Genomic DNA, 26,172 nt, shown 5'->3' on the forward strand with positions numbered 1-26,172 from the left:
ATAATCACCTATAATTTGAACTCTTGATTTTGAATCATTTTCTTTAATTTTAGAGATAATTTGTTTGCTCTTAATCTATCTGACTGTCTGCAGATGATTGGAATTGTAACATCATTATCGTTAATATTCAAATCAACACTGCCGGTTTTCATGTCGAATGCATCATGGCGGCAGTAGTTGGCACACATTCCGCAGCCAAAACAGTAAGTAAGGTTCAATCTTTCATTTTTAAATGCATTTGTTGGACAGATTTCTTCAACAATACATGAATCGCATTTTGAACATTTTGTCCTATCATATTGAGGCCTTAAATCATTATCTGCCCATAATTCAGCATAATTGGTTTCATCTAAAGGCAAGTGACGTCCTTTGATATCTGAAACCGGAATATCAACCTTGTCATCGGTTACAAGCAAATTATTATAAATTTCTTCATTCAATACAGGTATCGGAATGGCTACCGTATCATAAACTTCTCCGCCCTGGCCTGTTTTGAAACCGCCTAAATAATACGGGTCCATTTTAGTTAAATCAGCAGATAACATTAAATTCGGTTTTTCAGCACTTGACCTTGTTCCATTGCCTAAAACGTATCCCTGTGTTCCGTTTAACAGAACTTTAGTTCCTTCTTTAATTACATTTTGAGGAATATCATTCTGCAACGGATTCAAATCTCCGCATCCTGAAAATGTCAATCCCCTCAAGTTTCCTTCCAATGGAATTGCTGCAAAGATTGATGAAACAGCTTCCTTGTTCGGGTTTGTAAAGGCAGTATAGTTTTTAAACGCCATACGCGCTCCAACAATTTGCGCTCTTGTAATATCATCAATTGTTATTGTATTTTCAATGGTCTTTCCATCTGCACTTTCTACCCTGACATCTATTTTTTTGCCTTCAAGTATGTCTTTTAGCAAGAATCCTCCACCATAGTTTTCATCATGAATAGAGTGGGCTGTTCCGTGAAGAATCACATCCACTGAACCCAGCCATTCGTTAGGACAAGGTCCTGCGTAAGCCGGAACTCCATTTAAGTAAACCTCATTTGCCCTTATGAATTCTCCAGGTTGGGAAATAATGAAGTTTAAAATAGCTGCAGTGCCGCTCATCACACCGCAAGTTCCTGTTGTAACCACATCAACCTCATCAAAACTTGGTGCATCTCCTTTTTTAATGAGCTTTTTAAATTCCTCTGCCGTATAAATATTGGCTTCGCCGTCTTCAATTCTTTTATTGATCTGGCCAATGCTTTTATTATTAGTCATTTTATACCTTCTTTCAATAGCTAACTTTTTGATTAGATTTTACCGAGAGTATCTCCCCTTAAGCCTCTCCTTAATGTTTCAAGAGAAGTGATATCGTCACTTGAAATATTTCCCAAATTAACAGTATTTCCTAATTTCAATATGAAAAAGACTTGCTGGTCCTTATTTGGCGCTTCCCATAAAATTTTCTTATTATCTATTTTTTCTAGAATATAATCTATTTCATCCTCTTTCGGATTTCCTGATTTGTCAAAGATTCCAATGTTCTTTCCGCCTTCACGGGCTTCTACAATTATTAGGGAGGAGCCTGCATTTAATTCGTTTTCCATTTGTTCTATTCTTTCATCCAAGCTTAATTCCTTATCCAATTGAGGATTTTTTTTACCAACTTCAGACAATACTTCAAAACCATCATCTTTTGCCTTTTCGATGCAGTTCAATTTGTTTTCTGTGGGAATATTTGTTGAACCATCTGATATTTCAATGGCCGGAAAACCCAATTCATGAGCTTCCTGGAAGAATTCCTCAAGTTTTCCTTTCATGTAGGCCAGTTCAAATAAGGTTCCTCCGGTATATGGGGTGATTTTATGGGATTTGTACATTTCGACTTTTGCCTTGATTATATCCTGCTCATGGACTATTGATGTTCCCCATCCAAATTTCAGATAATCGACATAATCTCCTGAAATTTTCATCAGGCTGTCTGCAGTTTCAAGGCCTAATCCTTTGTCCAAAACCATTGTTAAACCGGAAGTTCTCGGTTTTTCTTGTCTGTCTATTGATAAAAATTCAAATGATTTCAAGTTATCACTCATTTTAGATTAATTTAGAAAGTATAATTATTAATATAATTGTATAAACCTATTTTTAACATTTTGCTTTTGTAGAACTATCAAAAAACATAACTATAGTTATAAAAAAACCAATAAAAAAAGTTAAAAAAAAGCGAATTAATCCGCTTTCATTTCATTTTCAGATCTTGTAACTAAATCGGAAAGTGAATTGCGAACATTTTCTGGAATAGAATTGTCTTCTTTATCAGCAATCACTTGTGAAATGATTTTACATAAAACAAAAATCGCATGTTTGTGCTCAGCTTTGGTTTTATGAATATGATGAGGGCTTATTTTAAGGGTAATATATTCACTGCAATCATTTGTAATTTGGTCATCTTCAGCTAAATACTTTAAAACATATACTAAAAATTGATGTAATTGTATCATTTCGTCTTTATACATAAATATCTAACCCAAACATTAACTAATTTCATTTAGTTAAAAAATTAACTCGATTTTTCTATACTCTTAATATTATAACTAATCATATTTAAATATTGCATTCGAAATAAAACACAATGATTTAAAAGACAAGTTTTCTTTAAAATTATTATAACCTGCATTTAAAAAAAGCCCAAATAATTGTTTACTTGTGAAATTATGATGATTATTTCAAAACACAGGAATTACAAATCAACATTGAATTCATCCGTTTCAACTATTCTAGGCAATTTGCCCATAGTTGCGACATGATCTCCAGAAATGATTAGAACACCTTCGAAAAATTCCTTATAGTTTTCACTGAATTCCAATGCATTTTGAAGCATGTCTTCACTATCAGAACCTTTAACTTCATTAGCGATTTTAGTTGCAAGACCATCAGCCGTTGCGGCCGATTTGGAAATTACGCTTACGCTTTCAGCATCCCCAAAACTGATTGAATGGCCAATCCTGCCTGAAGATGTGCAAATCCCCAACGGTTTTTTCCTTGCCTTTACTTCGAATGCTATTTTATTTTTAAGAATCTCATTATTTGAATAGATTCCGCATAAAACCTTTTCATCATTGATTAGGGCAATATCCCCACCGTTTTCAACAATTGAATATTTGGAATCAAGATTTATCAAATAATTCAAAGACAATTCTGAAATTGAACCTGCAACACATGCCATTGGACCAACATCAGCAATATTTGAAGCCTTAACCATTGTTTCACAAATCAACGGCAAATCCCCCTCAGTTTCAATTGGTTCCAAGGATAACAGGAAATCACTGTTTCTAGAAATATACTCCTTTAAATCATACCTGATTGATTGAATATATTTTTTTAATTCGTGACTAACTAAATCAGTTGTTAATCTAATATGTGTTTCCTCTAAATTTATTTCAGAATGATTCATGTTTAATTATTAAATTTGTTTATCTTATAAATATTATTAAAACATATTAATTATCATGAAAGCTCTAAATAAAATGCTCTGTTTAGTTGATGGTGAACATTATCTACCCGTCACTCAAGAAGCAATAGATACACTAAACAATTTAGAACACATTGATGTCGAAGGTGCTGTTTTTATTGGAGGAACAGAGAAACTTAGAGATGAATCAGAAGAATCCTATTCTGAAAAACTTGGAGTTCCTGTGCAATTTGCAAAAGATAAAGATATCCCCTATGATATCATTGTAGAAATGATTAGAAAATATGATATAGATACTGTTATGGATTTAAGTGACGAACCGATACTTGACTATCCTAAAAGGTTCAAGATAGCCTGCCGTGTTTTAGGTGAAGGAATAAGTTATGAGGGGCCGGATTTCAAATTTGAACCAACATCCCAATATGACATTATGGAAAAGCCTTCAATTACAATTTTAGGAACCGGCAAACGTATTGGAAAAACTGCAGTTTCCGGTTTTGTATCAAGATTAATTGATAAAAATGGATATGAACCATGCGTAATAGCCATGGGCAGAGGCGGTCCGGAAGAACCTGAAATAGTTCACGGTGAAGAACTGGAAATATCAGCAGAATTCTTGCTTGAACAATCTGAAAAAGGTGTTCACGCAGCCAGTGACCATTGGGAAGACGCTTTGATGAGCAGAATATTGACCATAGGCTGCAGACGCTGTGGCGGAGGAATGGCAGGTGAAGTGTTTTTAACAAATATGAAAAAAGGAGCTCGCCTTGCTAATGAAGTCGAATCCAAATTCGCAATATTTGAAGGAAGCGGAGCAGCAATACCTCCAATAAAAACCGACAAGAAGATTGTATTGATTGGAGCAAATCAGCCAATTGAAAACTTGACCACATATTTTGGACCATACAGAGTAGGGCTTGGAGACTTGGTAATCTTAACAATGTGTGAAGAGCCAATGTGTTCAGATGAAAAAATCAGAACAATTGAAGAGTTTGTAAATGAAATCAATCCCGAAGCAACCGTCATATCAACAGTATTTAGACCAAAACCTTTAGATGACATATCCGGCAAAAATGTACTGTTTGCAACAACAGCTCCTGAGGCAATCAAAGACAAGTTGGTTGATTATCTTGAAAGCAATTACGACTGCAAAATAATTGGAACTACAGCACATTTATCCAATAGGCCCCTTTTACGTGAAGACATGGCTAAATATATGGACAAAGCAGATGTTATGCTTAGTGAACTTAAGGCAGCTGCCGTTGATGTTGCAACTAAAGATGCAATCGCTGCAGGCCTAGAAGTTGTTTATTGCGACAACATTCCAGTTCCAATAAATGATTCCTATCCTGATTTGGCTGATTCCGTGCTGAAAATTGTTGACTCAGCAATTGAAAGCTTCAATGGCAAAAATTAAAATAAGAAACCCCTATCTTATTTTAATAATTCTTTTTTTTAATTTTATATTGTAAAATTTTTAAAAATACAATAATTAATTTATATAGGAAAATACATATTACTAACTAATGAAGACAATAGCTATCGGTGTTGGAGAAAATGACAATATAATACAAGCATGTCATATTTTTAAAGAAAAACACCCAAAAACAAATTTAAAACTAATATATAGTGATGAAGACTTAGTTAAGGCTGTTTTAGATGATAAAATACATGGAGTGGTTCGAGGGTCACTTCCTGCATCTAACATCATGAAAAAACTAAACGAAAAATATCCTGATATTACAAGGGCAACTTATGTTAACGGAGACGAATATGAGTTCTTATTAACACCAGTTGGAATTGATGAAGGAGAAACCGTCGAAGACAAACTCAGAATCGTCAAAGAGTGTATTGGCTTTTATAAAAGACTTGGAAAAACCCCAAAAATAGCAGTTCTTGCAGAAGGAAGGGAAGATGATTTCGGAAGAGGCAGAGAAGTATCAAAATCAATTACGGAAAGTAAAAAATTAACCAAACTAATCGAAAACGAAACCTCTGAAGAAGTTAAAAATTATTATATCCTAGTTGAAAAAGCAATAAACGCAAAATGTAACATAATTGTTGCTCCAAACGGAAGAGTTGGAAACATAATATTCAGAACATTAGTTTTACTTAACTCCTGGCCAAGTTACGGTGCAATAACCTTTGGAATGAACAAGATTTATATTGATACTAGTAGAGATCAAAGTATCGATGGATATGTTCGCAGTTTAATTTTAGCTAATAGTTTAGATAATTTCTAATTATTTAAGTGATGAAAATGGCAGAAAATATACTTTATAGAATATATGAATGGTACATCTCAAGAGATTTGGTTCCGGAAAAGATGCCCAAACATGTAGCTATAATTATGGATGGAAATAGAAGATATTCAAAGCTCCAAGGAAATGTTGACGTTTTAAAAGGACATGAAGTTGGTGTAGACACCTTAGAAAAGGTTCTCGATTGGAGCATTGAACTTGGAATAGAAATCATTACTGCCTATGCTTTCTCAACAGAAAATTTCAACAGATCAAAGCACGAAGTTGATGGATTGATGGAATTATTCTTCATAAACTTCAAAAAACTAGTGAACAACGAAAGAATACACAAAAACGAAGTAAAAGTAAAAGTGGTTGGTAGAACCGAATTGCTTCCGGACAAGGTTAAAGAAGCTATCAGAGAAGCTGAAGAAGCAACAGCGCATTACAATAAGAGATTTTTAAATTTAGCTATTGGATATGACGGACGTCTGGAAATTATAGACTCCTTCAAAAAAATTATTGAAGATGTGCAAGCCGGAAAGATTACAGTTGATGATGTAACCGAAGAGCTTGTAAGCGAAAATCTATATACCGCCGGGCTTGACGACCCTAATTTAATTATCAGAACCAGCGGCGAAGAGCGCTTAAGCGGATTTTTACTTTGGCAATCATCATATTCAGAATTATATTTTTGTGAGACATTATGGCCTGAACTAAGAAAAGTTGATTTTATAAGAGCTATCCGTTCATACCAGGCAAGAGACAGAAGATTTGGGGCTTAATATGATAGATACTCATTGCCATATTGATTTTAAGGAATTTGATGATGACCGGGAGGATGTTATCAAAAGGGCGCAGGAAAAGCTAGATTATGTGATTGCTTCAGGTTACAGCAATGACAGCAACATGGACGTATTGCAACTTTCAAAAGACTACAAAGATTTTATTTATCCTACTTTTGGTTTTCACCCTGTAAGCTCACAGAATGCAACTGAAGAGGATATAAAAATTGCTCATGACAATATAGATAAATACCTTGATGATATTGTGGCAATCGGCGAAGTTGGAATGGATTACTATTACGTTACTGATAAGGCATTGCGTGAAAGACAACAAGAAATATTTACCGACTTTTTAGAACTTGCAAATGAATACAAAGTTCCAATCGTGATGCATGTAAGGGACTGTGAAAAAAAGGCCGTCAATATTGTACCCGAATACGAGGACATTCCTTATTTTATTTTCCATTGCTATGGAGGCAGCCTAAAAACCGCAAAAAGAATAATGAATATGGGAAACGCCTATATGAGCTTTTCTACAATGCTATGCTATTCCAAACAGCATCAAGATTTAATTGAAAAAATCGATTTGGACTATATCCTAACTGAAACTGACAGCCCGTTTCTTGCAATGACAAAAGAAGAAAGAAACGAACCTGCAAATGTTGTTAATGCAGTTTATAAAATAGCTGAAATAAAAAATATTGATGTCGGCACAGTTGATGAAGTTACCACCAAAAATGCCCGCCATGTTTTTAAAATTTAGTAATGAAGCGTGAAATTCAAATTAATCAGCACATCATTATTTTCATTTACTGCTTCAATTTCAAATTCAAAATCAGTTAAATCATCCATAACCAATTTTATCAGGTTCCATTTAAGAATTGAATCATTCAAGAATATTGTAAACTGATTATTGCTAATTTTAGCTTGTTTTCTGCAAAACAATTTGAATGCATAAAAATAAAGTTCCAATCTTAAAATCAGATCTTCCTTATCACCATTTCCATTGATGAAATATTCCTTCAAGTCTTCCTGTAGGATTTTTCCCTCATCCCCCACATCGGCTTTGAAAGTTTCCATTTCAACTAAATCCTGCATCAGTTGCTTTTTTTCTTCTTCGCTATACATCTAATCACTCAGCAAATCCCTTTCTGCAAACACTTCCTTTGCAGCCACAATGCCGTTAATGGCTTTTGGAAAACCTGCATATGCACTCATCTGCATAATTATTTCAACTATCTCTGTAGTGGAGTTTCCTACATTAAGTGCCGCGTTTATATGGTCTTTAAGCTGAGGGATTGTTCCAAGAACTGTTAATGCTGCAACAGTGCACAATTCCCTGGTCTTTAAATCGACCTCTTTTCTTGTGTATATTTCATAATAAGGGAATTCAACAACAAATCTGGACATGTCCGGAGCAATATCATCAATTACTTCAAAAATTTCCTCTAAAGGTCTTTCCTGAATTGATTCCAATACTTCTTTTCCTTTTTCATACCTGTTCATAATTATATTATATCCTTAAACCCATTTAACATTAGCTGTCGTGTAAACATAATGGGGTGAAAAAACCGGGTTATACAATTTATTGGTTGCCTGGGTCGTGTTGAAACTGACCGCAATGGATTTTCTTAAATTGTAGTTTATCCTATCACCTATCGAAATCAATTCCTCATTATCAAATCTTTCTGAGGTTTTAGCATAGACCTTGAATTGTATTCTCTTTTTACCATAATTGGCATCCATGCCAAGCTCCGAATAGGAAATATTAACAATTTCAACAGAATAGGGATTCAATATGTTTATTTTAGAATTGGAATACAGCCTATAGGCATCCGCTGGATAGATTGCGCTTGAAGAGGTTGCAAGCCCCTCGATAGCGCCATTGCGTGCAGCGCTCATTGCGATGTTTAATTCGTTTTCACCTGCAATAAATACAATAGAAATCATTGCAACGACAATCAATGTCCCGAAAAGGAATAAAAGCTCTGCCGATATTTGTCCTTTGTTATCCATCATGTTATCACTATTTTTCCGTCTTCCGTTTTTGAAATGTAATATCCCCTTCCGCTAACCATTTTGTATTTCGAATCAATATTTATTAGCGGAAGCATTGTCTCACCCTTTTTGCCGTCATATTCTATCGTCAATTTAGACTTATCGACCGTCATTTCAAAGTATCCTCTATCGGAGGGCAACTTAATGTATTTTGAATAGCCAATCCCATTCGAATTTACCTGATTGATTACGGATGCAACATTATCCAAAATGAGCCTATGAGACACACTATTTTCAATATTCAAACTTGAAGAAATAGTCGATGATGCATAAAATAATAACCCACAGGTTATTATTAAAATAATAAATAATGAAAATAAATATTCAACTGAAATAAATCCTTTTTCGTCCATAATTTTTAATTATTTTTAATATTAATAAAGTTTACTTAAATTTAAGCTCAATTTTGATACATAATTATTAAATAATACTTGAAACTAAAAAATATATTATGAAAGGAAAAGTTATATTCATTGGTGCAGGTCCTGGAGATCCTGATTTAATAACAGTAAAAGGAAGAAACGTAATTGAAAAGGCTGATGTAATCATTTATGCAGGTTCACTTGTAAATAAAAATGTTTTATGTCCTGCAAAAGAGGATTGCGTTATTCACAATAGCGCATATTTAAATTTGGAAGAAACTGATGCAATCATTACTGAAGCCGTAAACGAAGGTAAACTTGTTGCTCGTGTGCACACCGGAGACCCTTCAATATATGGTGCCATCGGCGAACAGATTCGCGAACTTAAAAAACATGACATTGAATATGAGATTATTCCCGGCGTAAGTTCACTATTCGGTACAGCCAGCGTTTTGGAAGCTGAATTAACTTTACCTGAAATTTCACAAAGCGTCATCATTACCCGTCCTGAGGGAAGAACACCTAAGCCTGATGGTGAAAGCATAGCCAGTTTTTCAAAGCATCATGCGACAATGTGCATCTTTTTGGGTATCGGTATGATTGATAAGGTAGTTGATGAATTGCTTGAAGGTTATGAAAAAACTACTCCCGTGGCAGTAGTTAAAAAGGCAACTTGGCCAGACCAAGAAATAATTAGAGGAACCCTCGCAGATATTGCACAAAAAGTTAAAGATGCCAATATAACAAAGACTGCAATGATTGTAGTGGGAGATGTGTTAGACCCTGGAGATTTTAATGCATCTAAGCTATATGACAAAAACTTTAAACATGAATATAGGTAAGTTTTAACTTAAATCCTAAAACTAGGAAAAAATAGATTTTGAATAAAAAATATTTAAAAAAAAGAATTAATTAAGGAAGCAACATGTACGAACTAGTCGACCAAATTATAAACATAGATTTTGAGGAATTGTCCACTTTTGACTTTCCAATCGATTATCGCTTTGGATTATGCGTGAACTTAAGAGGAACAAAATACGAATTTCTAGTCCATTTTAAGAGCAACACCGACAAAGTCATCTGTTTAGGTGCAGGAGCCATGGGTAATCATTCAAAGCATGATACCAGAAGACCATTTTTCCACAGGCACGGTTGGAAATTCGATGCATCCTCAATTTGGTACAATGACCCTACACGCTACTTGAACTTAAAATCAAAAGGTTCATGGGGCGTTGGAACAACCGATGAATACTTTTTAGAAAACATAGGAATAATCGTCGTTAAACTTATATCCCGCTTGGATTTGAAACAGGAAAATCTAATTTTCTATGGAAGTTCAATGGGCGGTTTCACTTCACTTCAACTGGCAACACTGGTTAGGGATTCTACCGCACTTGCAGACATCCCCCAGTTGGAATTCCAGAATCATGTTAGCTATGAAAGAGTTAAGCCATACTGTTTTCCAGGACTAAGCGATGAGGAAATTTGGGATAGATTCAAACATAGGTTTGATGTTATCGAACTGATGAAAAAAGAAAATTACATCCCAAAAGCAACAATCATATTCAACTGCAGCAATAGGGACATCAACACCCAATATCTGGACTTCATAAAAAAAACCAATGAACTTCCAAAAATCGAAAATAAAAGCAACCATATAAAAATCGTGTTTAATTACATTGACGCCCATAAACCGTTGGGCAGTCCTGAAAGTAGGATGCTGGCAAATGGAATAACATCTAAAAATATGATGGCCTATTACGATGAGCTTGAAGACTCAGAAATGTATCAGGAAAACCAGCGATTAAAAGCCCAAGTAAACCAAAACTGCAACACAAAACACCTAATAAAAGACTGCTTATTCCAAGACGGCAAATTCTACAACCACTACAACCGTATCATAATCGACAATGAAGGAACAATGAGTTGTAATGTAAGTTCCGCTGGATTCTACCTCGCAGACAAAACCGGAACCGCAACCAATCTAACACAATGCCTACAATACACACCACCATTCAGCTTCGAATTCGACGTCGAAAACCCATACGGAAACGCATTCATACATGTAACAAACGGAACAACAACAGTCAACAAGAAATTCCAGATAGTATCACAGAACAAGAAATCCTATCATGTAAAAGTCGAAGTCCTAACCGACCGCATCAACTACTATGTTGATAATGTCTACAAATCAGATTTAACCTGGACAGGAACATTCACAGGCAACCTCCGTATCGGATTCAGATTAAACGATGGAAGTAGCATGCGATTCGACAACTTTATCATCTACTCTATGAGTACTGTTCCAGGAGCACCAGAAAGTGTTACATTATCAAGTGATAAGAGTGTATTGTCTTATTATGATAATGAGTCTGCTACTGTCCTGTATCAGGAAAACCAGCGATTAAAAGCCCAAGTAAACACATTGCTTTCATCAAATTCATGGAAGATTACAAAACCTCTTAGAAAAATAGGTTCAATACTAAGAAAATACCTTAAAAAATAATTTTTTAATTATATTTGTCCCTAATTTCATTCATCAATCTTAACTTTTCAAATGCAACATCTTTCGGAGCTCTTCTCAATCCGCAATCAGGATCCAAAAGTAAATTATCCTTGCCAACAATATCAATAGCTTTTTTGACTAAGTTTTCAACATCTTCAACATTATCGACTTCATTGACGGATGAATCAACACAGCCAAAACCTACTTTCTTATTTTTAAGCAATGAAGCATTCTGCTCAAGAACACCGAGATTAACGTTGTTTCCCGCAAACTCCATATCTAAAATGTCAATATCAAATGTGGTCAAATCCTTAAATGCATCATTCAAAAGACCACATACATGCATCGCCAAAGGAACTTCAAGTCCATCTTTAAGAATGCCGATAGCTTCACGGGCAGTTTTCATATCAACCATCCCTGTAGACAAGAAAGGTTCATCAACCTGTATATAGACGGGTTCTACTTTTTTGGCTATTGCATCAACTTCAAATTTCAATGAATGTGCCAAATCAATGATTGCATCTTCCTTGTTTTTATAAAAAGCCTGAATTCTGGATGAATGAACAATTGTATTAGGGCCTGTAATGATTCCTTTCACTCCGCAGCCTTCCGGAATTTGACCTCCATAATACTCCCTCATCACCTTTTTGGCATACTGCAAGTCTTTAATGGAAATTTCCTGGGTTGGATTTCTGATTTTTCCGACAATGAATGTATTTCCATCCTCAATCTTCATTCCAGGAATGTATTTTGTAAAAATAGAAACCATGTCACCTCTAACTTGACCATCTGAGATTATATCCACTCCTGCATCAAGTTGAGCAATGACACTAGCCTTAATTGCATCTTTGAACGGATCATATGAACCAAAAGCCTTTAACAGCTTATCCTTAAAATTAGATGGTGAGCTTTCCTCAGCCGGAAAACTACCTACAACAGTTGATTTCATTTTTTATTACCGGTATCTAGCTTCCTTATTTTTTCAACTTCTTCTTCATCAATTGGAAGTTCAACTACAGAAGTACCATGGCAAGGTTTAGTATAAGGTAGAAAAACAGTTCCTTTTTCATGGTCAAATCCAATTGGAATTGGTGGGATACCAATAACTCTAACGCCCAAAACTTCATCACCAGGCTTGATGTAAACTATATCCTCAGCTTTATACCTGATAATCATTGCACAGTCTTTAAAACCTGCTCTTGCCGCATGAATTTCATAGTTATCGGATTGTTGAAGATATGTATCTAAACAGAATGACATTTATTCAAACTCCTTTATAGCTTTATCAAATTTAACTTTAATTGGAGAAGGATTATGGAAAGCTCTTACAGAAACAATTTTGGCATTGCTTCCGCTTTCTTCAATCATGCTTACAAATTCAGCCACTTCATCCGCATCTCTTGAGAAAACAAGTGCAAGAGATTTGGTTTGAAGAATCTGTTCAAAGGTTACGAAAAATGATGCTGCCGCATCCTTATGGACAAAACCAACCAATAAATCATAATCTCCTTCATTGATATCTCCTAAAGTTCTTTCCAAATCCATTAAATTAAGATTATAAAAACCTTCAGGATCAGATATCTTTACTAATTTAGAAGCTGCAGGATTTGCAGCGATTGCAGTATCATAACCCATTTTATTTAATTTATTATACACATAAACAGCCATTGGAGTCTGAGCTGGAGTTTCAGGACATCCAAGCAATATTAAAGCTTTCATATTACTACCTCTATGAACGTGATTTCAATGTAACAACATTAGCTAAAATCAATGTACCGATAAACAGGAATGTCAATAATGCCATACCGTTGATGGATCTGTTAAATACGAATAATCCTATTAAAGCTTGTGCACAGAATGCTGCTAAGGCACCAGTTAACAATACTTCTCTTCCAAGATACTTCTTATTATTTTTCTCTCTTTTCTCTCTGTACATTGTCAATATTTTAAAACCTATGATTATAGTTCCCAGTACGAATGCAATCAAAGCGACAAGCCCTAAAATTCCAAAGTCGAAACCATAACCGAAAATACCTGGAAGCATATAGTCAATTGTATCCTTTTGGTTAACTAGCACACCAAAGAACATTGGGAATGGCAATCCAAAGAATAAAACCAATTGCATCGGCAACGTAATATAACCTTCAGCAAATGCCGTTCCTTCCGCACCCCAATAGGATGCTCTTGCATTATGTCCAATTAATTGCAGGTTATTCAATACCATTTTAATACTTGATAAGGAGTATTGCTCAATCCTACCTAACCTTAAGAGTGGTGAAAAGATTGTCATGCCTGTTACACGAGCTACAGCTTCTAAAAGAAGAAATCCTGCTCCGGCAGCACCAATAAATAACAATACCCTTTTTAATGTGAATACTGATTTTTCCCTGAAGGATTCTGAAATAATTAAGTAACCCAAGAATAAACCTAATATCCATAATATTAAAAATGACCTGTGCATTAATCCACCGAAAACGGTGATTCCAATAAGGAACAATATTACAAATCTTCTTAAAGGCCGTATATCTACGCCCGACTCTTTCATCACTTTCAGTGAAGCTAATGCAGTGACAGCACCCAATAATGCTATTGGACCGAACGGGTGAGTAAATTCTGCTTGACTTGAAGAAATCACAAGAAGCGCAATATCTGCTCCGAAAACTAATGTGAAACCTCCCATTATGAATAATGATAAAAAGGTTACTACACTAAGTGACAAAGGTATTAAGTTAAGACAAAATACTAATGTAACAAAAAGCATTGCTGCAACTTCTACAATTAATTGAAAATGGTTTTGAGCAATTAATAACATAATTTAATCACAATTCTCTTTTTATTTTTAAATATAAATGGACTGACCGGGATTTGAACCCGGGGCCTCCGCCATGCCAAGGCGACGATCTACCATCTGAGCTACCAGCCCATAAAAAATTAATTTAATTATCAATAAAATATTAGATTATTTTAATATAAATAACTATTTACCATTTTTTGCCAAATCATATAAATTATCAATAATTACCTGGAACAAGTCATCAGTTTCAACATCGATTTTCTCATGAGGATTAACAATAAAATCCAATGCCTTATTGATAACCTCATCAGTATCAATTGACCTGAACATCAAACCCTTGTTGATATAGTACTGATCAACAGATAAAGTTTCACCAGGATAACATGAAATTACAGGGGTTTGCAATATTGCGGCTTCCCTATTCATTGTTCCACCGGCTCCAATGACCAAATCGCATTTTTTGATTAAGCTTGAAGTATCGACCGGAGGTTTTAAGATTGAAACGTTATCTATTCCTTCAAAAATTTCGGATTGTTCTTTAAATCTTGGCAAAATCAAGATATTCGCCACATTCTTCAACTCATCAACAATAGGAGATAAGACTGATTTTCTGCAATCCGCATCAAGATATGATGCAAGTGAAGGTTCAGGCCTCATTAGAATTGTTTTACGATGTTTTAAATTAAGATTTAAATCATCAAATACATTATCATTGTATTTGAAACTTTTAAAATGCATTAATTCGGAGGTTCCGTCATAAGAAATGATAGTGTTTGGGTCTGCACCGAATTTCATTAGTTTCCACATGTCAATGATTTTTGGAGTAATTATTCTGTCACATAAAGGCAATGTTAACTTGTTGGCCGCAAGGGCATGTTCGTTGTCTAAAACGTACAAACTAGGAATTCCTAAACCGAATGAGATTCTAGGAAGCTCTATAGAATGCTTGCTAAGGGCAACATCCACCTTTTCATCATGTATAACATCGACAAGATTATAAACTCTTGAAGTGCTTTCCTTCAACTTATCATAAAGACTTACACCATGTTTTCCGACAGATATGAAGTCTATATCATACATTTCCATTAATTTATGGATATCACCAAATTGCCTTGCTGTAACAATTACATCCTCACCTTCAGCCTCCAAGTATTTAATTACATCCTTAAAGAACCTAACATGAGGTGCATTTGAAATATCTATCCATACTTTCATAAGAACCACCACATTAAATTAAAATTAACTGTTCATAGCTTCTTCAATAGCTGCAATGATTTCATCTAAGCCTATTCCTTCTTTTAAGCTTGATTTAATAACTTTCACATTTGGATTTAATTTTTGAGCATCACAGACCATTTTATCAGCATCTGCACCTACTGCATCTGCAAGGTCCACCTTGTTGATTACAACCACATCGGAAGTTTGGAAAATGATTGGGTGTTTTTCTACAGTATCATCACCTTCAGTAACACTTACAACAACAATTCTTAAATGTGAACCGAGTTCAAAGTCAACAGGACAGATTAAGTTACCGACGTTTTCAATGATAACCATGTCCAAGTCATCCAATGGTAAATCTGCAAGTCCATGACCTACTAAATGTGCATCCAAGTGGCACTCTTTACCTGTATTCAAACCGACGACAGGAACATTATGCTTTTCAATACGTCCTGCATCAAATTTGGATATTACATCCCCGGCTAAAACGCCTATTTTATAATCAGTATTATCAATAATTTCTTCTACAAGAGTTGTTTTACCAGAACCGATTGCTCCGACAAAATCAACACAGAATATCCCATTATCTTCTAATTTATGTAAATTTTTGTGAGCTAATTTTTTATTAGCGTCCATAATGTTTTTTGCTACTTCTACATCTGCTATTTGGTGCATTTTTTCATCTCCTATAATTTAAGCATCATCAGGTTTTTCTATAACAATATTTTTAACAACAATGTCTTTACCGTTTAAGGTTTCTACATTGAGACTATCGCACTTTGGACATTTAACCATCGGTGCGTAATGGTCTTTATCATCAAGAATAGCTTCACCGTTAAAGTCACAATCATAGCATTTGATTTCAGCAGGAATTTCTTCAAAATTAATTTCTGCATCTTCCATTATAGTATTTTCAATCAATACTCCTAATATGAACTGTAATTGTTCGGGATTAATCATGGCTAACCTACCGACTTCAACAGTTACTTCATTAACCTCAGTTGCATTATTTGCTTCAGCAGTATCTAGTACTGCATTAATAATACCCTGAGCCATAGATAATTCGTGCATTTTACTACTCCTTTACTATAAATATTAATATTATAAATATTGTTTTGTTAATTTATAAAAGTATTTAATATTTGAGTAATATTGAAGTAATAATATTGAAATTAAAAAAAAGATATTGGTTAAAAAATTAACCAATCAAATTATAAATCAGTAGCGTCTGCATCAAAAACGTTTATTTCAAGATCTGCAGCAAGTAATCCATCAATGTTTTTACCGAAATTAAGGAAATGTTCAGTTTGTAAATGTTTTCCTAAAATTTCCTTGGATTCCCATTGTTCTACAAACATCAATGAACCGTCACCAGTGTTTGCAAATAAATTATAATCTACATTCCCATCTTCTAATTTAGATTTAGTGATTAAATCTTGTGCAAAATCAATGACCTTTTCTTTTGCAGATTCATCATTTGGAATAGCTTTTGCTAAAACAATTATCATATTTTCCACCTGTTTAATAATTTATATCTTACTCTTATTAAAATTTATTAAAAATGAAAGATAGATAAAATAGACATTATTTGTGAATTTGAAAGATTACAAAGGTTGAGAGTGCAATAAATAATTATCTATTCTATCTACTTTCACACGAAAACATTCTTAAAATTTAATTCCAGTAATTCTTAAACCACCATAATGGGATTTGTATTTAATGTTTAATCCAATTAATAATGGAGTGATTTTCTCGATTATTCTTGCTTTTTCAAGTATTCCACAGTCGATTGTCTTAATTCCAGGAATCTTGTCAATTATTTCTGCTGCGATTTCTTTTGCTTCCTTGTCATCACCTGCAATCAAACAGTCACAGTCGATTTCTTCCGGGATGTTTGAGAGGTGTGAGTTTGAAATGTTACAGAATGCGCAGATTACTTTTGCACCAGTACCTTCAAGAATCTTAGCGGTTCTTTCAGCAGCTGATCCTTCCATTAGGTCAACGAATCTGAATGGTTTTCCGCCAATTGCGGTTTCTAATGGTACTGTTGCATCCATGACTATTTTGTCTGTACAGAATTCTTTGATTCCTTCAACAGTAGGTTTTTGAGCGGCTAAAGGTACTGTGAGGATTAATACATCTCCTGCTTTTGCAGCATCTTCGTTTGCCATTCCAACCATATTTAAATCATAGTCTGCTAATTCTTCTTTAGCTTTTGCAACAACATCCAATGCTTTTTCTTCTTTTCTGGAACCAACAATTACTTCAACACCAGCAATAGCCAATCTTTCTGCGATTCCAAGTCCTTGTGGACCTGTTCCGCCGATAACACTAACCTTCATTAATATCACCTTAAAAAAAAAGAAAATAATATGTAATGAATTTAATCATTACATAAAACATGTTTAGTCGAGATCTAACATTACTACAGGTTTGATTAAGTCTTTAGGTTTTTCTTTCATTAAGTAAAGAGCATCTTCGATTTTTTCAAGGCCTTTGAATTTGTGGGTAACTAATAATTCAGGGTCTTGTCTACCTGCTAATGCTAAGTCAGCAAGTCTTTCCATCCTTACTGCTCCACCAGGACATAATCCGTTTTTAATGTTGATGTTAGACATACCGCAACCCCATTCTACACGTGGGATTAATACGTTGTCAGCACCACTTAAGTAGTTTACGTTGGATACGGTTCCTCCTGCTTTTGCAGATTTGATTGCTTCAGCCCATGTGTTTTCTAAGTTACCACCTGCGATAACTACGGAGTCAACACCTGCGCCGTCGGTAAGTTCTCTTACTTGTTCGTCGATTGGTCCTTCTCTGTAGTTAATGATGTCGGTTGCACCGTATTTTTTAGCTACTTCGACGGAAACTGGACGGGTACCTGCTGCGAATAATCTACCTGCACCTAAACATTTTGCACCAGCAATAGCTGAAAGACCTACTGCACCAATACCGATAACAAGTACTGATCCACCTAATGGAATGTCAGCGTTTTCTGATCCCATCATACCGGTTGACCACATGTCGGTTAACATTACTGCACCTTCATCGGATAATCCGTCTGGTATGAATGTTAGGTTTGCATCTGCCATGTTTACGTGGAATCTTTCACCGAATACACCATCTTTGAAGTTGGAGAATTTCCAACCACCAAGAGGTTCGGTTGTTTGTGAAGGGAATCCTCTTTGTGCTGCTTCATCATCCCAGTCAGGAGTAATAGCTGGAACGATTACACGGTCCCCAGGTTTAAATTTGGTAACTAAACTACCTACTTCAACAACTTCACCAACTGCTTCGTGTCCTAAAATCATATCAGTTCTTTCACCGATTGCGCCTTCCCATACTGTGTGAATATCGGAAGTACATGGGGATACACAAGTAGGTTTAATAATTGCATCCATTGGTCCACATTCAGGAACTTCTTTTTCGACCCAGCCGGTTTCTCCTATTTTCTTCATTGCAAATCCTTTAAAAGTTGCCATTTTTTGTCACCTCTAAAATTAAGCCACTATTCAAAATTAACATTATTAATAAAAATGATGTTAATAATAAATACTGACTTAATCCTATTTTAATTGAATAATATTTATAAATTTTTCTATTTGTTAAAAAATAATTAGTAATGTTTAAAACAATTTCCATAATATTTAACAAATTTACAAAATCAATTAAATAATGTCCAATATATATTACATTTATTAATCGATATAACAATGACTTCATAACGAATAGAATGATATCAAAAAAAAAATATCAAAAAACTAAACAAAGAAAATTTTTTTAATGAATATGGTCAAAAAGAATATGAAAATGAATAAAAACCTACAAAAAATATTAAAAGTTGTTAATTCATTAATTTTGCAATTAACAATACTTAAATATTTTACAAATTAAAAATTATATTGGAGATAGCATTATGACTTACAAATCAAAATTCGGTTTTGGTTGCATGAGGCTTCCGAAAACCGATGAAAATGACCCAACATCAATCGACCAGGACTTATTTGACCAAATGGTCGATATCTACATGGAAAAAGGCTTTAACTTCTTTGATACCTCATACGCTTATCACAATGGAATGAGTGAAGTGGCAATCAGGAAGGCTGTCGTTGAGAGATATCCTCGTGAATCATTTAAAATTTGTGATAAAATGCCAACCTGGGCACTAACCTGCGAAGAGGACAACGACAAATTTGTAAATGAAATGCTTGAAAGGCTTGGAATCGATTATTTTGACGTATTTTTAATTCACAATATTAATGTTCCATGGCTTAAAAATGCAATGAATGCCAATACCTTTGAATACATTAAAAAAATGAAAGAAAAAGGTGTTGCAAAAGAAATTGGAATCAGTTTCCATGAAAAATCAGATTTATTAAAGGAAGTCCTTGACGAATATGGTGAAATCCTTGATGTGGCCTTGCTTGAGCTCAACTATCTTGATTGGGAAGACCCATCAATTGAAGCCCATAAATGCTATGACCTGTGCGTTGAACATGGACTGGATGTTTATGTTATGGAACCTCTAAAAGGAGGGGTTATTGTAAATCCTTCTGATGAAATAAGAAATGATTTTGAGGAGTTTAATCCCGATAAAACGATAGCCAGCCTTGCAATTAGATTCTGCGCATCACTTGATCATGTCAAAATTGTTCTAAGCGGCATGAACAAAATGGATGATTTAATGGATAACTGCAACACATACGAAAATTTTGAAGTTTTAAGCAATGAAGAACAAGAATTTCTTGAAAAAATGGCAAAAAAACTCAAATCAACACTCGCCGTTCCATGCAGCGAATGCGGATACTGCATTGATGTTTGTCCTGAAATGATTCCAATTCAAGAATACTTCCATCTATACAATACTAGCAAAAACCAGCCCGAATCCAACATCTACAAATTATATTTCGATAAGTTAGCTGATGAAAAGGTACCTGCCAGTGCCTGTGATGATTGTAGAACCTGCATTGACTTTTGCACTCAGCAAATTGATATTTCTAAAGAATTAAAAAAAGTTTGCAAACATTTCGAAGAGGGTTTCAGTCCATATGGATGATCTCCTTAAGAAATCCTTATCTTCAATTCGTTGACCATTTCACCATCTTTATTTATTTTACTGGCTTTTCTGTAATATTCTACCGCCTTCGGAAATATTCCAGAATGATAATAAATCAGCCCCATTAAGGCAAGCACTTCTGGATTTCTATCGTCGAAACCTATTATCTTTTCAAGAATTTCGGCCGAGGTATCCAAATCGCCCTGTTCGTATAAATCATATGCCTCTTCATACAACGTATCGACATCATCCATAGAATCCAAAACTATTTCCTCTTTTTTTGAAGACCTATCCGTCAGCAAAACTTCCAGTTCATTGGCCTTTTCATTTGCCTTATCAATAGCCAATGCCTTTCTTGTAAACAGCAAAGAAATATCCCTTTGGTCTTGGTCAAATAATATTTGTGCCATCAGGACTAGCGCATCAACATTATGCTTATCATTAGATAAAATATTGTTCAGGATATCTTTTGAAGCTGAATAATCCTGCTTTTCATATAATTCATATGCTTCATCCATTTCGCTTGATTTTTCAACTATCTCTTCAACGATGACCTCTTCCTTTTCGCCTTCAACATCTTTGGAAATCAGTTTTTTCATATATTCAAGAATATACTTTGTGGCATTTTTGTGAAGCGGTTTATTATCATTTCCGCATTTCGGAGAGTAAATGCATGATGGACATCCGCTTTGGCAAGAGCAATTGTTCAATAAATCAATTGTAGAATTTAAAAGATCAACAAAAACATCAACCGCCTTTTCACAGATGCCTATTCCTCCTTCATAACCATCATAAATAAAGATTGTTGCTTCCTGCGTATCCTCATGGTAGTTGGTTGATAATCCACCTATGTCAAACCTGTCACACATTGTATGGAGCGGGAATAGACCGATAAGTGCATGTTCTGCTCCATGAAGCCCCCCTTGGAATACCTCTTCTTCATTTGGAAACATGTCATCCAAAGTATCCTTTACTCTTTTTGGAATTGTAAACCATAACCCTTTTGTATTAAACTTTAAAGGAGGTAAATCCAGAGGATATGTTCCAATAGGTTTTGAAAAGTGCATTTTCTTATATTTGAAGTAATCTTCGCTTACGGTTAGCTCACCGAAGTTGATTGTTAGTTTTCCATATTTGGTTTTGGACAATTTCTTTCTAATGTTAATCTCGGTTTTGTTCAAAACCATAGTATGGTAATCCACGGTTTGCTGTGAAACGTTCACATAACCCCTGGCCAAATTAATGCTATTGACAACATATGTGTCTCCCTTATTAATTAGAATGGCTCCTTCATGCGCTTCCCTATAAACCTGGGAACGTTCCATTGTCTCCAAAAGCCTTCCATTATTCATTACTTTGAATTCTTCAGAGGAAATCTGGTCAAGTGAATGGTCCATTGCAGGATTATCATCATAGGGATACATATAGTCTCCCCTGTGGTTTTCATGAAGGTATTTTTTAGAAACCAAATCATCCAATATTTCCTCATCGATGCCGAAATATTTTTCGCATTCCCCTATTTTTATAGGCAATTCTTTAGCAGCACACAACAGGTGAGCTTCCTGCAGGATTGGATTGGACAAGTCAATGATTGCATTTTCATGTGGCTTATCAAAGAAAAACTTAGGATTGTTCATGAAATACTGATCTAACTGGTTTTCAAAAGCGATTAGAATAGCAATTGATTTTTGATTGCTTCTTCCAGCTCTTCCTGACTGTTGCCAAGTTGAAATCATTGTTCCGGGATAACCTGAAATGATAACTGCATCAAGTGAGCCTATATTTATTCCAAGTTCCAGTGCGTTTGTACATGTAACTCCCAAATATTTTCCGCTTTTAAGGCCTTCTTCTATTTCACGCCTTTCCTGAGCCTGATAGCCTGCCCTATATGCGGCTATTCTATGGGCCAGTTTACCCTTCACTTGAGTCATGTCCTTTTTAGCCCACATGGCAATGAGTTCTGTGGTTTTTCTTGAAACGGTAAAACACAATGTTTGGATGTTTTTCAGCATCAAGTACATGAATATGTTTTCTGTTTCCATGTGAACCGATGGAGTATTTTGGGTATAAACCTTGTTTCTTACATAATTTTTAAATGGATTATATAAAATAAAGTCCTTTTCACCGCTTGGTGATGTGTCCTCATCAATTAATAAAAACTCTTCACCTGTCAATCTATTCGCCAATTCCAACGGATTAGCCAAAGTTGCCGAAGACAGGATAAACTGTGGATATGAACCGTAAAAGTTAGCTATCCTCTTTAACCTTTTGATTAAAAATGCAACGTTTGATCCGAAAACACCCTTATAGTAATGTGCCTCATCAATTACTATGTATCTAAGATTCTTGTAAAATCTTGACCATTGGTGGTGCCATGATAAAATTAGGTGCAGCTGGTATGGATTTGTTAAGACAATCCTTGATTTTTCACGGATACCCTTCTTTTCATTTCTTGGCGTGTCCCCATCATATGTGCGGGGATTGATTTTAATGTCCAATTCCCTTTCCAGATCTTCCAAAACGTGCAACTGGTCATTGGACAGGGCCTTTGCAGGATAAATGTAAAGGGCAGTTGCCTTTTCATCCCCTATCATGGTCTCCATAATCGGCAAATTAAATGCCAACGTTTTGCCTGATGCTGTTGGAGTTGTTATAATAACGTTTTCATCGTTTTTAATGGCTTCATATGCATCTGCCTGATGTTTATAAAGCTTTGCATCTTTTGAATCAAGATAGCTGATTATTTTATCATCTAAATTATCGACCTTTTTAAAACTAGCTTTTTTAGCTGGTATTGTTTCAATATGAGCGATATTTTCCCTATATCTCACATCATTTTTAAACATGTCAATATTGTTAACCTCAGACATAATATCAGCTAAAATAAAAATCAATAATTATATTTAAGTTGAAATAATATTTAAACTATTCGTGTATTTCAAAAAGAGTAAGTTAGAAACAAAATTGTCTCTAACTTATTTATGCATATTACGGAAGAAAATTAATTTCTTCCATAAAAAGAAATTTGACGCTTAAAATATATATAACTTGTTCAATGGCAAAATTACATTCATTCAAATTCATTTTACACCCATAATACAAAAATACCTTGATTTTTTTAAATCAAGAATGAATAGTTGAAAATGGAGCAATTCTTTGAAACCTTTAGTACCTTTCAAATGCTCTCTCAATTAATTTATTAATAACATATTAATAAAAATTAAAATATATTAAATTTAGAGGGAAAAAATGATTTCATATGAGGAATTTGAAGATGTTGTCGTGAATATATTAAAAAGAGACATCTCTTCAAATCAGGACCAGAAAAAAGCAATATTATCACCACCCAACAAATCCCTTTTCATTGTAGCCGGTCCAGGATCTGGAAAAACAACAGTAATGGTTCTTAAAATACTCAAATACATTTTTGTCGATGACGTTAATCCTAATGAGATATTGGCCACAACATTTACAAGAAAAGCTGCCGATGAACTATACTCCAGAATACTCGGTTGGGGAGATGAGATTAAAAATTATCTAATAGATAACATGGATGATGATAACTTTGAAAATATCCTAAAAATAGATAGGATTGATTTTAACCAGATAAACATCGGTACAACAGACAGCATAGCCGAAGAATTACTTAGAGACTATAAAAAACCTGGGGAAAATCAGGCAATTGTTATTGAAGAGTTTGTTGCAAACTCTGCAATGATAAAAATCCTTATTGATGGTGAAAAATACCTTAACAAGGAGCTGGTTGAATACCTGAAGGAACTAAGCGGAAAGGAAAAAATTGAAGAACCCTCTAAACTAAGCGAAATTCTCATTGAAATTAAAAATAGAATCTATTATGACCAAGTAGACTTCAATGAATTGTATGAAAAAACACAGAAGGGAAGCGGCGCTCGCCTTGCACTTGAATGCATAAAAGAATATGAAACAACCCTTAAAAATAGAAATACAATTGATTTTGCAATGCTTGAATCAAAGTTCCTCAAAAAACTAAAAAACGGCGATTTAAAAACCTTTATGGATGAAATAAAGATTGTATTGATTGATGAATATCAGGATACCAATCTGATTCAGGAGGACATCTACTTTACAATAGCAAAATCAGCGCTTGAAAATGATGGAAACATAACCGTTGTAGGTGACGATGACCAGTCCCTTTACCGGTTTAGGGGAGCGACAGTAGATCTGTTTACAAATTATCAAAAACGTATCAAAGAAAGGTTAGGCATTGATGTTGAAGAAATCAACTTAAGAACAAACTACCGTTCAACAGAAAACATTATTGAACACTGCAATCAGTTTGCAGAACTTGACAAGGAATATCAAAACGCAAGAGTGGAAAACAAGCCAAAAATTATTGCTCCTGATTTTGAAAAGGATAAAATGCCTATTTTAGGAATGTTCAGGAATAACCCTGAAATGCTTGCAGTGGATTTGGCTAAATTAATAAATAAATTGGTGAATAAAGGAGAATGCCAATTAAAAGTTTTAGAAGTTCTGGACAAGGAATATTATGAAAAAGTGAATGGCGAAATCAGCATTGCAAGATTGCAGCAAATAAAAAGTCAAAAAATAAGAGAAGGAAAAGAAGTCAAGAAGATAACACTCAAATTGGATAGCGACTACGGTTCCGCTTCAGATATTGCAATCCTTTCATACTCACCAAAAGAGCTCCAATACGGAAAGCGTTCATTCTTATACTTTTTAAGAAGAAATCTCAAACGATTTAATAATCCAATTGAAATGTTCAATCCAAGAGGAATTGACCTTCAAGACATTGATGTTGTAGGAGTGTTCTGCGGTTTAATTCTAGAATGCATAGACCCCGAATCCAGCTTCCAAAATTCAGATAAGACAATTCCAAACCTGGCCAAGAGAAACATGAGACGCTGGAGAGTGAAAGCCCAAGAATATATAAAACTAAATCCTGAGCCAAGAGAACCTATTACATTATCACAATTCGTTACATCATGGCAGATTAGAAGGCCAAGGGGATATGATGAATGGCCAAAATCAGCGAGTCTTATGGAACTTGCATATAAAATAACAACTTGGATTGAAGAATTGCAGGATGATGTTGAAGGAATCGTATATCTGGAGGCAATTACCAAATCAATTACTCAAACCGGATTTTTCAATGATTACCATTCAAATATCTCATTTAGAAGTCCGAAACAGGAAAGAGATTCCGTGCTTGAGGCCATCTGGAATATTTTCATCCCATTATCAACCGGAGGAGTCAGCATTGATGAATCACTGCTTGAAACTCTGCCTGATGATAGGGTGAATGTTTTATCAATCCACCAATCCAAGGGATTGGAGTTCCCATTGGTCGTTGTTGATGTAGGCTCCAGGTTTAAAACCAATAATATCAAGACTCAAAGATTGAGATTTCCTAAAACCCTCAAGGATGAAGCTACCATTGAAGACACTATAAGACAATACAGCTCAATTGGTAAAAATGACAGAAGTGAAAAGGACAGATCTTTTGATGACTTAACAAGACTGTATTTTGTTGCATTTTCAAGAGCTGAAAGTGTTTTGTTATTGGTTGGCCTTAACTCAGCTATTGAAGGTTATACCAATAAAAACAATCATTATGATATACCGAATGTCGCTCTTGGATGGAGCAGGGATGAAGAATATGTTGGATTTAATGAGATTTATCTTATATAGGAG

At 34.7% G+C, this 26,172-nt stretch carries 27 protein-coding genes and 1 tRNA gene; 8 read left to right on the forward strand and 20 right to left on the reverse strand.

From position 1 onward, the window contains the following. Nucleotides 1-8 precede the first annotated feature (8 nt). The 4 genes from TL18_RS05450 to TL18_RS05465 all read right to left on the reverse strand — a co-directional run bounded on the left by TL18_RS05450 (nucleotide 9) and on the right by TL18_RS05465 (nucleotide 3,438). Nucleotides 9-1,262 carry a methanogenesis marker 16 metalloprotein gene (locus TL18_RS05450; protein ID WP_067042540.1) on the reverse strand — a complete coding sequence of 418 codons (1,254 nt, stop codon included), beginning with the start codon at nucleotides 1,260-1,262 and terminating at the stop codon, nucleotides 9-11. Nucleotides 1,263-1,294: 32 nt separating this feature from the next. Then, the gene (gene comA, locus TL18_RS05455; protein WP_067042544.1) at nucleotides 1,295-2,065 is read right to left on the reverse strand and encodes a phosphosulfolactate synthase; all 771 of its coding nucleotides are present in this window, start codon (nucleotides 2,063-2,065) and stop codon (nucleotides 1,295-1,297) included. Between the two features lie 147 nt (nucleotides 2,066-2,212). After that, nucleotides 2,213-2,500, reverse strand: coding sequence for a UPF0058 family protein (locus TL18_RS05460; protein WP_067042547.1), 288 nt, complete (start codon nucleotides 2,498-2,500; stop codon nucleotides 2,213-2,215). Nucleotides 2,501-2,724: 224 nt separating this feature from the next. Further along, entirely contained in the window at nucleotides 2,725-3,438 is a 714-nt protein-coding gene (locus tag TL18_RS05465) for a UPF0280 family protein (RefSeq protein WP_067042550.1), read from the reverse strand. A gap of 55 nt (nucleotides 3,439-3,493) precedes the next feature. On the opposite strand from TL18_RS05465, the gene TL18_RS05470 reads away from it, so the two are divergent. The 4 genes from TL18_RS05470 (at nucleotide 3,494) to TL18_RS05485 (ending at nucleotide 7,244) form a co-directional block, all read left to right on the forward strand. Beyond that, nucleotides 3,494-4,873, forward strand: coding sequence for a 2,3-diphosphoglycerate synthetase (locus tag TL18_RS05470; protein WP_067042553.1), 1,380 nt, complete (start codon nucleotides 3,494-3,496; stop codon nucleotides 4,871-4,873). Nucleotides 4,874-4,982: 109 nt separating this feature from the next. Next, the gene (gene mtxX, locus TL18_RS05475; protein WP_067042557.1) at nucleotides 4,983-5,699 is read left to right on the forward strand and encodes a methanogenesis marker protein Mmp4/MtxX; all 717 of its coding nucleotides are present in this window, start codon (nucleotides 4,983-4,985) and stop codon (nucleotides 5,697-5,699) included. 17 nt (nucleotides 5,700-5,716) lie between these two features. Further along, a complete protein-coding gene (uppS, locus tag TL18_RS05480) occupies nucleotides 5,717-6,481 on the forward strand; it encodes a polyprenyl diphosphate synthase (protein ID WP_067042561.1) in 765 nt (254 codons plus the stop codon). Between the two features lies 1 nt (nucleotide 6,482). Continuing rightward, nucleotides 6,483-7,244: a TatD family hydrolase gene (locus TL18_RS05485; RefSeq protein ID WP_067042565.1), complete on the forward strand. Its 762-nt coding sequence runs from the start codon at nucleotides 6,483-6,485 to the stop codon at nucleotides 7,242-7,244. On the opposite strand, the gene TL18_RS11110 is transcribed toward TL18_RS05485, so the two are convergent. Genes TL18_RS11110 through TL18_RS10735 form a run of 4 tightly spaced genes read right to left on the reverse strand, consistent with a single transcriptional unit; the run spans nucleotide 7,241 to nucleotide 8,892 of the window. Next, nucleotides 7,241-7,609, reverse strand: coding sequence for a hypothetical protein (locus TL18_RS11110; RefSeq protein WP_067042570.1), 369 nt, complete (start codon nucleotides 7,607-7,609; stop codon nucleotides 7,241-7,243). The two genes, TL18_RS05485 and TL18_RS11110, sit on opposite strands and share 4 nt — an antisense overlap. Further along, the gene (locus tag TL18_RS05495; protein WP_067042573.1) at nucleotides 7,610-7,987 is read right to left on the reverse strand and encodes a carboxymuconolactone decarboxylase family protein; all 378 of its coding nucleotides are present in this window, start codon (nucleotides 7,985-7,987) and stop codon (nucleotides 7,610-7,612) included. A 15-nt stretch (nucleotides 7,988-8,002) separates the two neighbouring features. Then, a complete protein-coding gene (locus tag TL18_RS05500; protein ID WP_067042577.1) occupies nucleotides 8,003-8,500 on the reverse strand; it encodes a class III signal peptide-containing protein in 498 nt (165 codons plus the stop codon). Further along, nucleotides 8,497-8,892: a hypothetical protein gene (locus tag TL18_RS10735; protein ID WP_082706404.1), complete on the reverse strand. Its 396-nt coding sequence runs from the start codon at nucleotides 8,890-8,892 to the stop codon at nucleotides 8,497-8,499. Before TL18_RS10735 ends, TL18_RS05500 begins: the two co-directional genes overlap by 4 nt. A gap of 98 nt (nucleotides 8,893-8,990) precedes the next feature. Between TL18_RS10735 and cobM the strand changes: the two genes are divergently transcribed. Both cobM and TL18_RS05510 read left to right on the forward strand, forming a co-directional pair. Continuing rightward, nucleotides 8,991-9,743 carry a precorrin-4 C(11)-methyltransferase gene (cobM, locus tag TL18_RS05505; protein WP_067042580.1) on the forward strand — a complete coding sequence of 251 codons (753 nt, stop codon included), beginning with the start codon at nucleotides 8,991-8,993 and terminating at the stop codon, nucleotides 9,741-9,743. Nucleotides 9,744-9,826: 83 nt separating this feature from the next. Beyond that, nucleotides 9,827-11,407, forward strand: coding sequence for a hypothetical protein (locus TL18_RS05510; protein ID WP_067042583.1), 1,581 nt, complete (start codon nucleotides 9,827-9,829; stop codon nucleotides 11,405-11,407). A 4-nt stretch (nucleotides 11,408-11,411) separates the two neighbouring features. Here TL18_RS05510 and TL18_RS05515 read toward each other — a convergent pair whose 3' ends face one another. The 11 genes from TL18_RS05515 to TL18_RS05565 form a co-directional block, all read right to left on the reverse strand. Then, entirely contained in the window at nucleotides 11,412-12,356 is a 945-nt protein-coding gene (locus tag TL18_RS05515; RefSeq protein WP_067042587.1) for a methionine synthase, read from the reverse strand. Further along, entirely contained in the window at nucleotides 12,353-12,667 is a 315-nt protein-coding gene (locus TL18_RS05520; RefSeq protein WP_067042590.1) for a DUF1894 domain-containing protein, read from the reverse strand. Before TL18_RS05520 ends, TL18_RS05515 begins: the two co-directional genes overlap by 4 nt. Then, nucleotides 12,668-13,126 carry a DUF1890 domain-containing protein gene (locus TL18_RS05525; RefSeq protein ID WP_067042593.1) on the reverse strand — a complete coding sequence of 153 codons (459 nt, stop codon included), beginning with the start codon at nucleotides 13,124-13,126 and terminating at the stop codon, nucleotides 12,668-12,670. Between the two features lie 10 nt (nucleotides 13,127-13,136). Beyond that, a complete protein-coding gene (locus tag TL18_RS05530; RefSeq protein ID WP_067042596.1) occupies nucleotides 13,137-14,219 on the reverse strand; it encodes a hypothetical protein in 1,083 nt (360 codons plus the stop codon). 38 nt (nucleotides 14,220-14,257) lie between these two features. Further along, nucleotides 14,258-14,330: transfer RNA gene (locus tag TL18_RS05535), tRNA-Ala, on the reverse strand. A 54-nt stretch (nucleotides 14,331-14,384) separates the two neighbouring features. After that, complete coding sequence (locus TL18_RS05540; protein ID WP_369814519.1) at nucleotides 14,385-15,416, reverse strand: DUF354 domain-containing protein; 1,032 nt, start codon at nucleotides 15,414-15,416, stop codon at nucleotides 14,385-14,387. A 24-nt stretch (nucleotides 15,417-15,440) separates the two neighbouring features. Further along, the gene (gene hypB / locus TL18_RS05545) at nucleotides 15,441-16,094 is read right to left on the reverse strand and encodes a hydrogenase nickel incorporation protein HypB (RefSeq protein WP_067042598.1); all 654 of its coding nucleotides are present in this window, start codon (nucleotides 16,092-16,094) and stop codon (nucleotides 15,441-15,443) included. A gap of 18 nt (nucleotides 16,095-16,112) precedes the next feature. Continuing rightward, the gene (hypA, locus tag TL18_RS05550) at nucleotides 16,113-16,490 is read right to left on the reverse strand and encodes a hydrogenase maturation nickel metallochaperone HypA (protein ID WP_067042601.1); all 378 of its coding nucleotides are present in this window, start codon (nucleotides 16,488-16,490) and stop codon (nucleotides 16,113-16,115) included. Nucleotides 16,491-16,630: 140 nt separating this feature from the next. Next, nucleotides 16,631-16,927 carry a putative quinol monooxygenase gene (locus tag TL18_RS05555; RefSeq protein WP_067042603.1) on the reverse strand — a complete coding sequence of 99 codons (297 nt, stop codon included), beginning with the start codon at nucleotides 16,925-16,927 and terminating at the stop codon, nucleotides 16,631-16,633. A 159-nt stretch (nucleotides 16,928-17,086) separates the two neighbouring features. Beyond that, nucleotides 17,087-17,761 (reverse strand): NADPH-dependent F420 reductase, encoded by a 675-nt coding sequence (gene npdG / locus TL18_RS05560; RefSeq protein ID WP_067042606.1) that lies wholly within the window; start codon nucleotides 17,759-17,761, stop codon nucleotides 17,087-17,089. A gap of 63 nt (nucleotides 17,762-17,824) precedes the next feature. Further along, nucleotides 17,825-18,901 carry an NAD(P)-dependent alcohol dehydrogenase gene (locus tag TL18_RS05565; protein WP_067042610.1) on the reverse strand — a complete coding sequence of 359 codons (1,077 nt, stop codon included), beginning with the start codon at nucleotides 18,899-18,901 and terminating at the stop codon, nucleotides 17,825-17,827. A 434-nt stretch (nucleotides 18,902-19,335) separates the two neighbouring features. Here TL18_RS05565 and TL18_RS05570 point away from each other — a divergent pair, with 434 nt between their 5' ends. Continuing rightward, the gene (locus TL18_RS05570; RefSeq protein WP_067042614.1) at nucleotides 19,336-20,475 is read left to right on the forward strand and encodes an aldo/keto reductase; all 1,140 of its coding nucleotides are present in this window, start codon (nucleotides 19,336-19,338) and stop codon (nucleotides 20,473-20,475) included. Between the two features lie 5 nt (nucleotides 20,476-20,480). On the opposite strand, the gene TL18_RS05575 is transcribed toward TL18_RS05570, so the two are convergent. Further along, entirely contained in the window at nucleotides 20,481-23,345 is a 2,865-nt protein-coding gene (locus tag TL18_RS05575) for a DEAD/DEAH box helicase (protein WP_082706406.1), read from the reverse strand. A 379-nt stretch (nucleotides 23,346-23,724) separates the two neighbouring features. On the opposite strand from TL18_RS05575, the gene TL18_RS05580 reads away from it, so the two are divergent. Then, nucleotides 23,725-26,169, forward strand: coding sequence for a DEAD/DEAH box helicase (locus TL18_RS05580; protein WP_067042616.1), 2,445 nt, complete (start codon nucleotides 23,725-23,727; stop codon nucleotides 26,167-26,169). Nucleotides 26,170-26,172 lie beyond the last annotated feature (3 nt).

The sequence above is a fragment of the Methanobrevibacter sp. YE315 genome (genome assembly GCF_001548675.1).
Lineage (GTDB): Archaea > Methanobacteriota > Methanobacteria > Methanobacteriales > Methanobacteriaceae > Methanocatella.

Excerpts from the sequence above, each read along its gene's own strand:
- TL18_RS05555 (WP_067042603.1), bottom strand. The coding sequence starts at position 16,927 with ATGATAATTGTTTTAGCAAAAGCTATTCCAAATGATGAATCTGCAAAA.
- TL18_RS05470 (WP_067042553.1), top strand. The coding sequence starts at position 3,494 with ATGAAAGCTCTAAATAAAATGCTCTGTTTAGTTGATGGTGAACATTAT.
- TL18_RS05530 (WP_067042596.1), bottom strand. The coding sequence starts at position 14,219 with ATGTTATTAATTGCTCAAAACCATTTTCAATTAATTGTAGAAGTTGCA.
- TL18_RS05495 (WP_067042573.1), bottom strand. The coding sequence starts at position 7,987 with ATGAACAGGTATGAAAAAGGAAAAGAAGTATTGGAATCAATTCAGGAA.
- TL18_RS05525 (WP_067042593.1), bottom strand. The coding sequence starts at position 13,126 with ATGAAAGCTTTAATATTGCTTGGATGTCCTGAAACTCCAGCTCAGACT.
- uppS (WP_067042561.1), top strand. The coding sequence starts at position 5,717 with ATGGCAGAAAATATACTTTATAGAATATATGAATGGTACATCTCAAGA.
- TL18_RS05515 (WP_067042587.1), bottom strand. The coding sequence starts at position 12,356 with ATGAAATCAACTGTTGTAGGTAGTTTTCCGGCTGAGGAAAGCTCACCA.
- hypB (WP_067042598.1), bottom strand. The coding sequence starts at position 16,094 with ATGCACCAAATAGCAGATGTAGAAGTAGCAAAAAACATTATGGACGCT.
- TL18_RS05565 (WP_067042610.1), bottom strand. The coding sequence starts at position 18,901 with ATGGCAACTTTTAAAGGATTTGCAATGAAGAAAATAGGAGAAACCGGC.
- TL18_RS10735 (WP_082706404.1), bottom strand. The coding sequence starts at position 8,892 with ATGGACGAAAAAGGATTTATTTCAGTTGAATATTTATTTTCATTATTT.
- TL18_RS05485 (WP_067042565.1), top strand. The coding sequence starts at position 6,483 with ATGATAGATACTCATTGCCATATTGATTTTAAGGAATTTGATGATGAC.
- TL18_RS05570 (WP_067042614.1), top strand. The coding sequence starts at position 19,336 with ATGACTTACAAATCAAAATTCGGTTTTGGTTGCATGAGGCTTCCGAAA.
- cobM (WP_067042580.1), top strand. The coding sequence starts at position 8,991 with ATGAAAGGAAAAGTTATATTCATTGGTGCAGGTCCTGGAGATCCTGAT.
- hypA (WP_067042601.1), bottom strand. The coding sequence starts at position 16,490 with ATGCACGAATTATCTATGGCTCAGGGTATTATTAATGCAGTACTAGAT.
- TL18_RS05450 (WP_067042540.1), bottom strand. The coding sequence starts at position 1,262 with ATGACTAATAATAAAAGCATTGGCCAGATCAATAAAAGAATTGAAGAC.
- npdG (WP_067042606.1), bottom strand. The coding sequence starts at position 17,761 with ATGAAGGTTAGTGTTATCGGCGGAACAGGTCCACAAGGACTTGGAATC.
- TL18_RS05500 (WP_067042577.1), bottom strand. The coding sequence starts at position 8,500 with ATGATGGATAACAAAGGACAAATATCGGCAGAGCTTTTATTCCTTTTC.
- TL18_RS05540 (WP_369814519.1), bottom strand. The coding sequence starts at position 15,416 with ATGAAAGTATGGATAGATATTTCAAATGCACCTCATGTTAGGTTCTTT.
- TL18_RS05520 (WP_067042590.1), bottom strand. The coding sequence starts at position 12,667 with ATGTCATTCTGTTTAGATACATATCTTCAACAATCCGATAACTATGAA.
- TL18_RS11110 (WP_067042570.1), bottom strand. The coding sequence starts at position 7,609 with ATGTATAGCGAAGAAGAAAAAAAGCAACTGATGCAGGATTTAGTTGAA.
- TL18_RS05460 (WP_067042547.1), bottom strand. The coding sequence starts at position 2,500 with ATGTATAAAGACGAAATGATACAATTACATCAATTTTTAGTATATGTT.
- TL18_RS05510 (WP_067042583.1), top strand. The coding sequence starts at position 9,827 with ATGTACGAACTAGTCGACCAAATTATAAACATAGATTTTGAGGAATTG.
- TL18_RS05580 (WP_067042616.1), top strand. The coding sequence starts at position 23,725 with ATGATTTCATATGAGGAATTTGAAGATGTTGTCGTGAATATATTAAAA.
- TL18_RS05465 (WP_067042550.1), bottom strand. The coding sequence starts at position 3,438 with ATGAATCATTCTGAAATAAATTTAGAGGAAACACATATTAGATTAACA.
- TL18_RS05575 (WP_082706406.1), bottom strand. The coding sequence starts at position 23,345 with ATGTCTGAGGTTAACAATATTGACATGTTTAAAAATGATGTGAGATAT.
- mtxX (WP_067042557.1), top strand. The coding sequence starts at position 4,983 with ATGAAGACAATAGCTATCGGTGTTGGAGAAAATGACAATATAATACAA.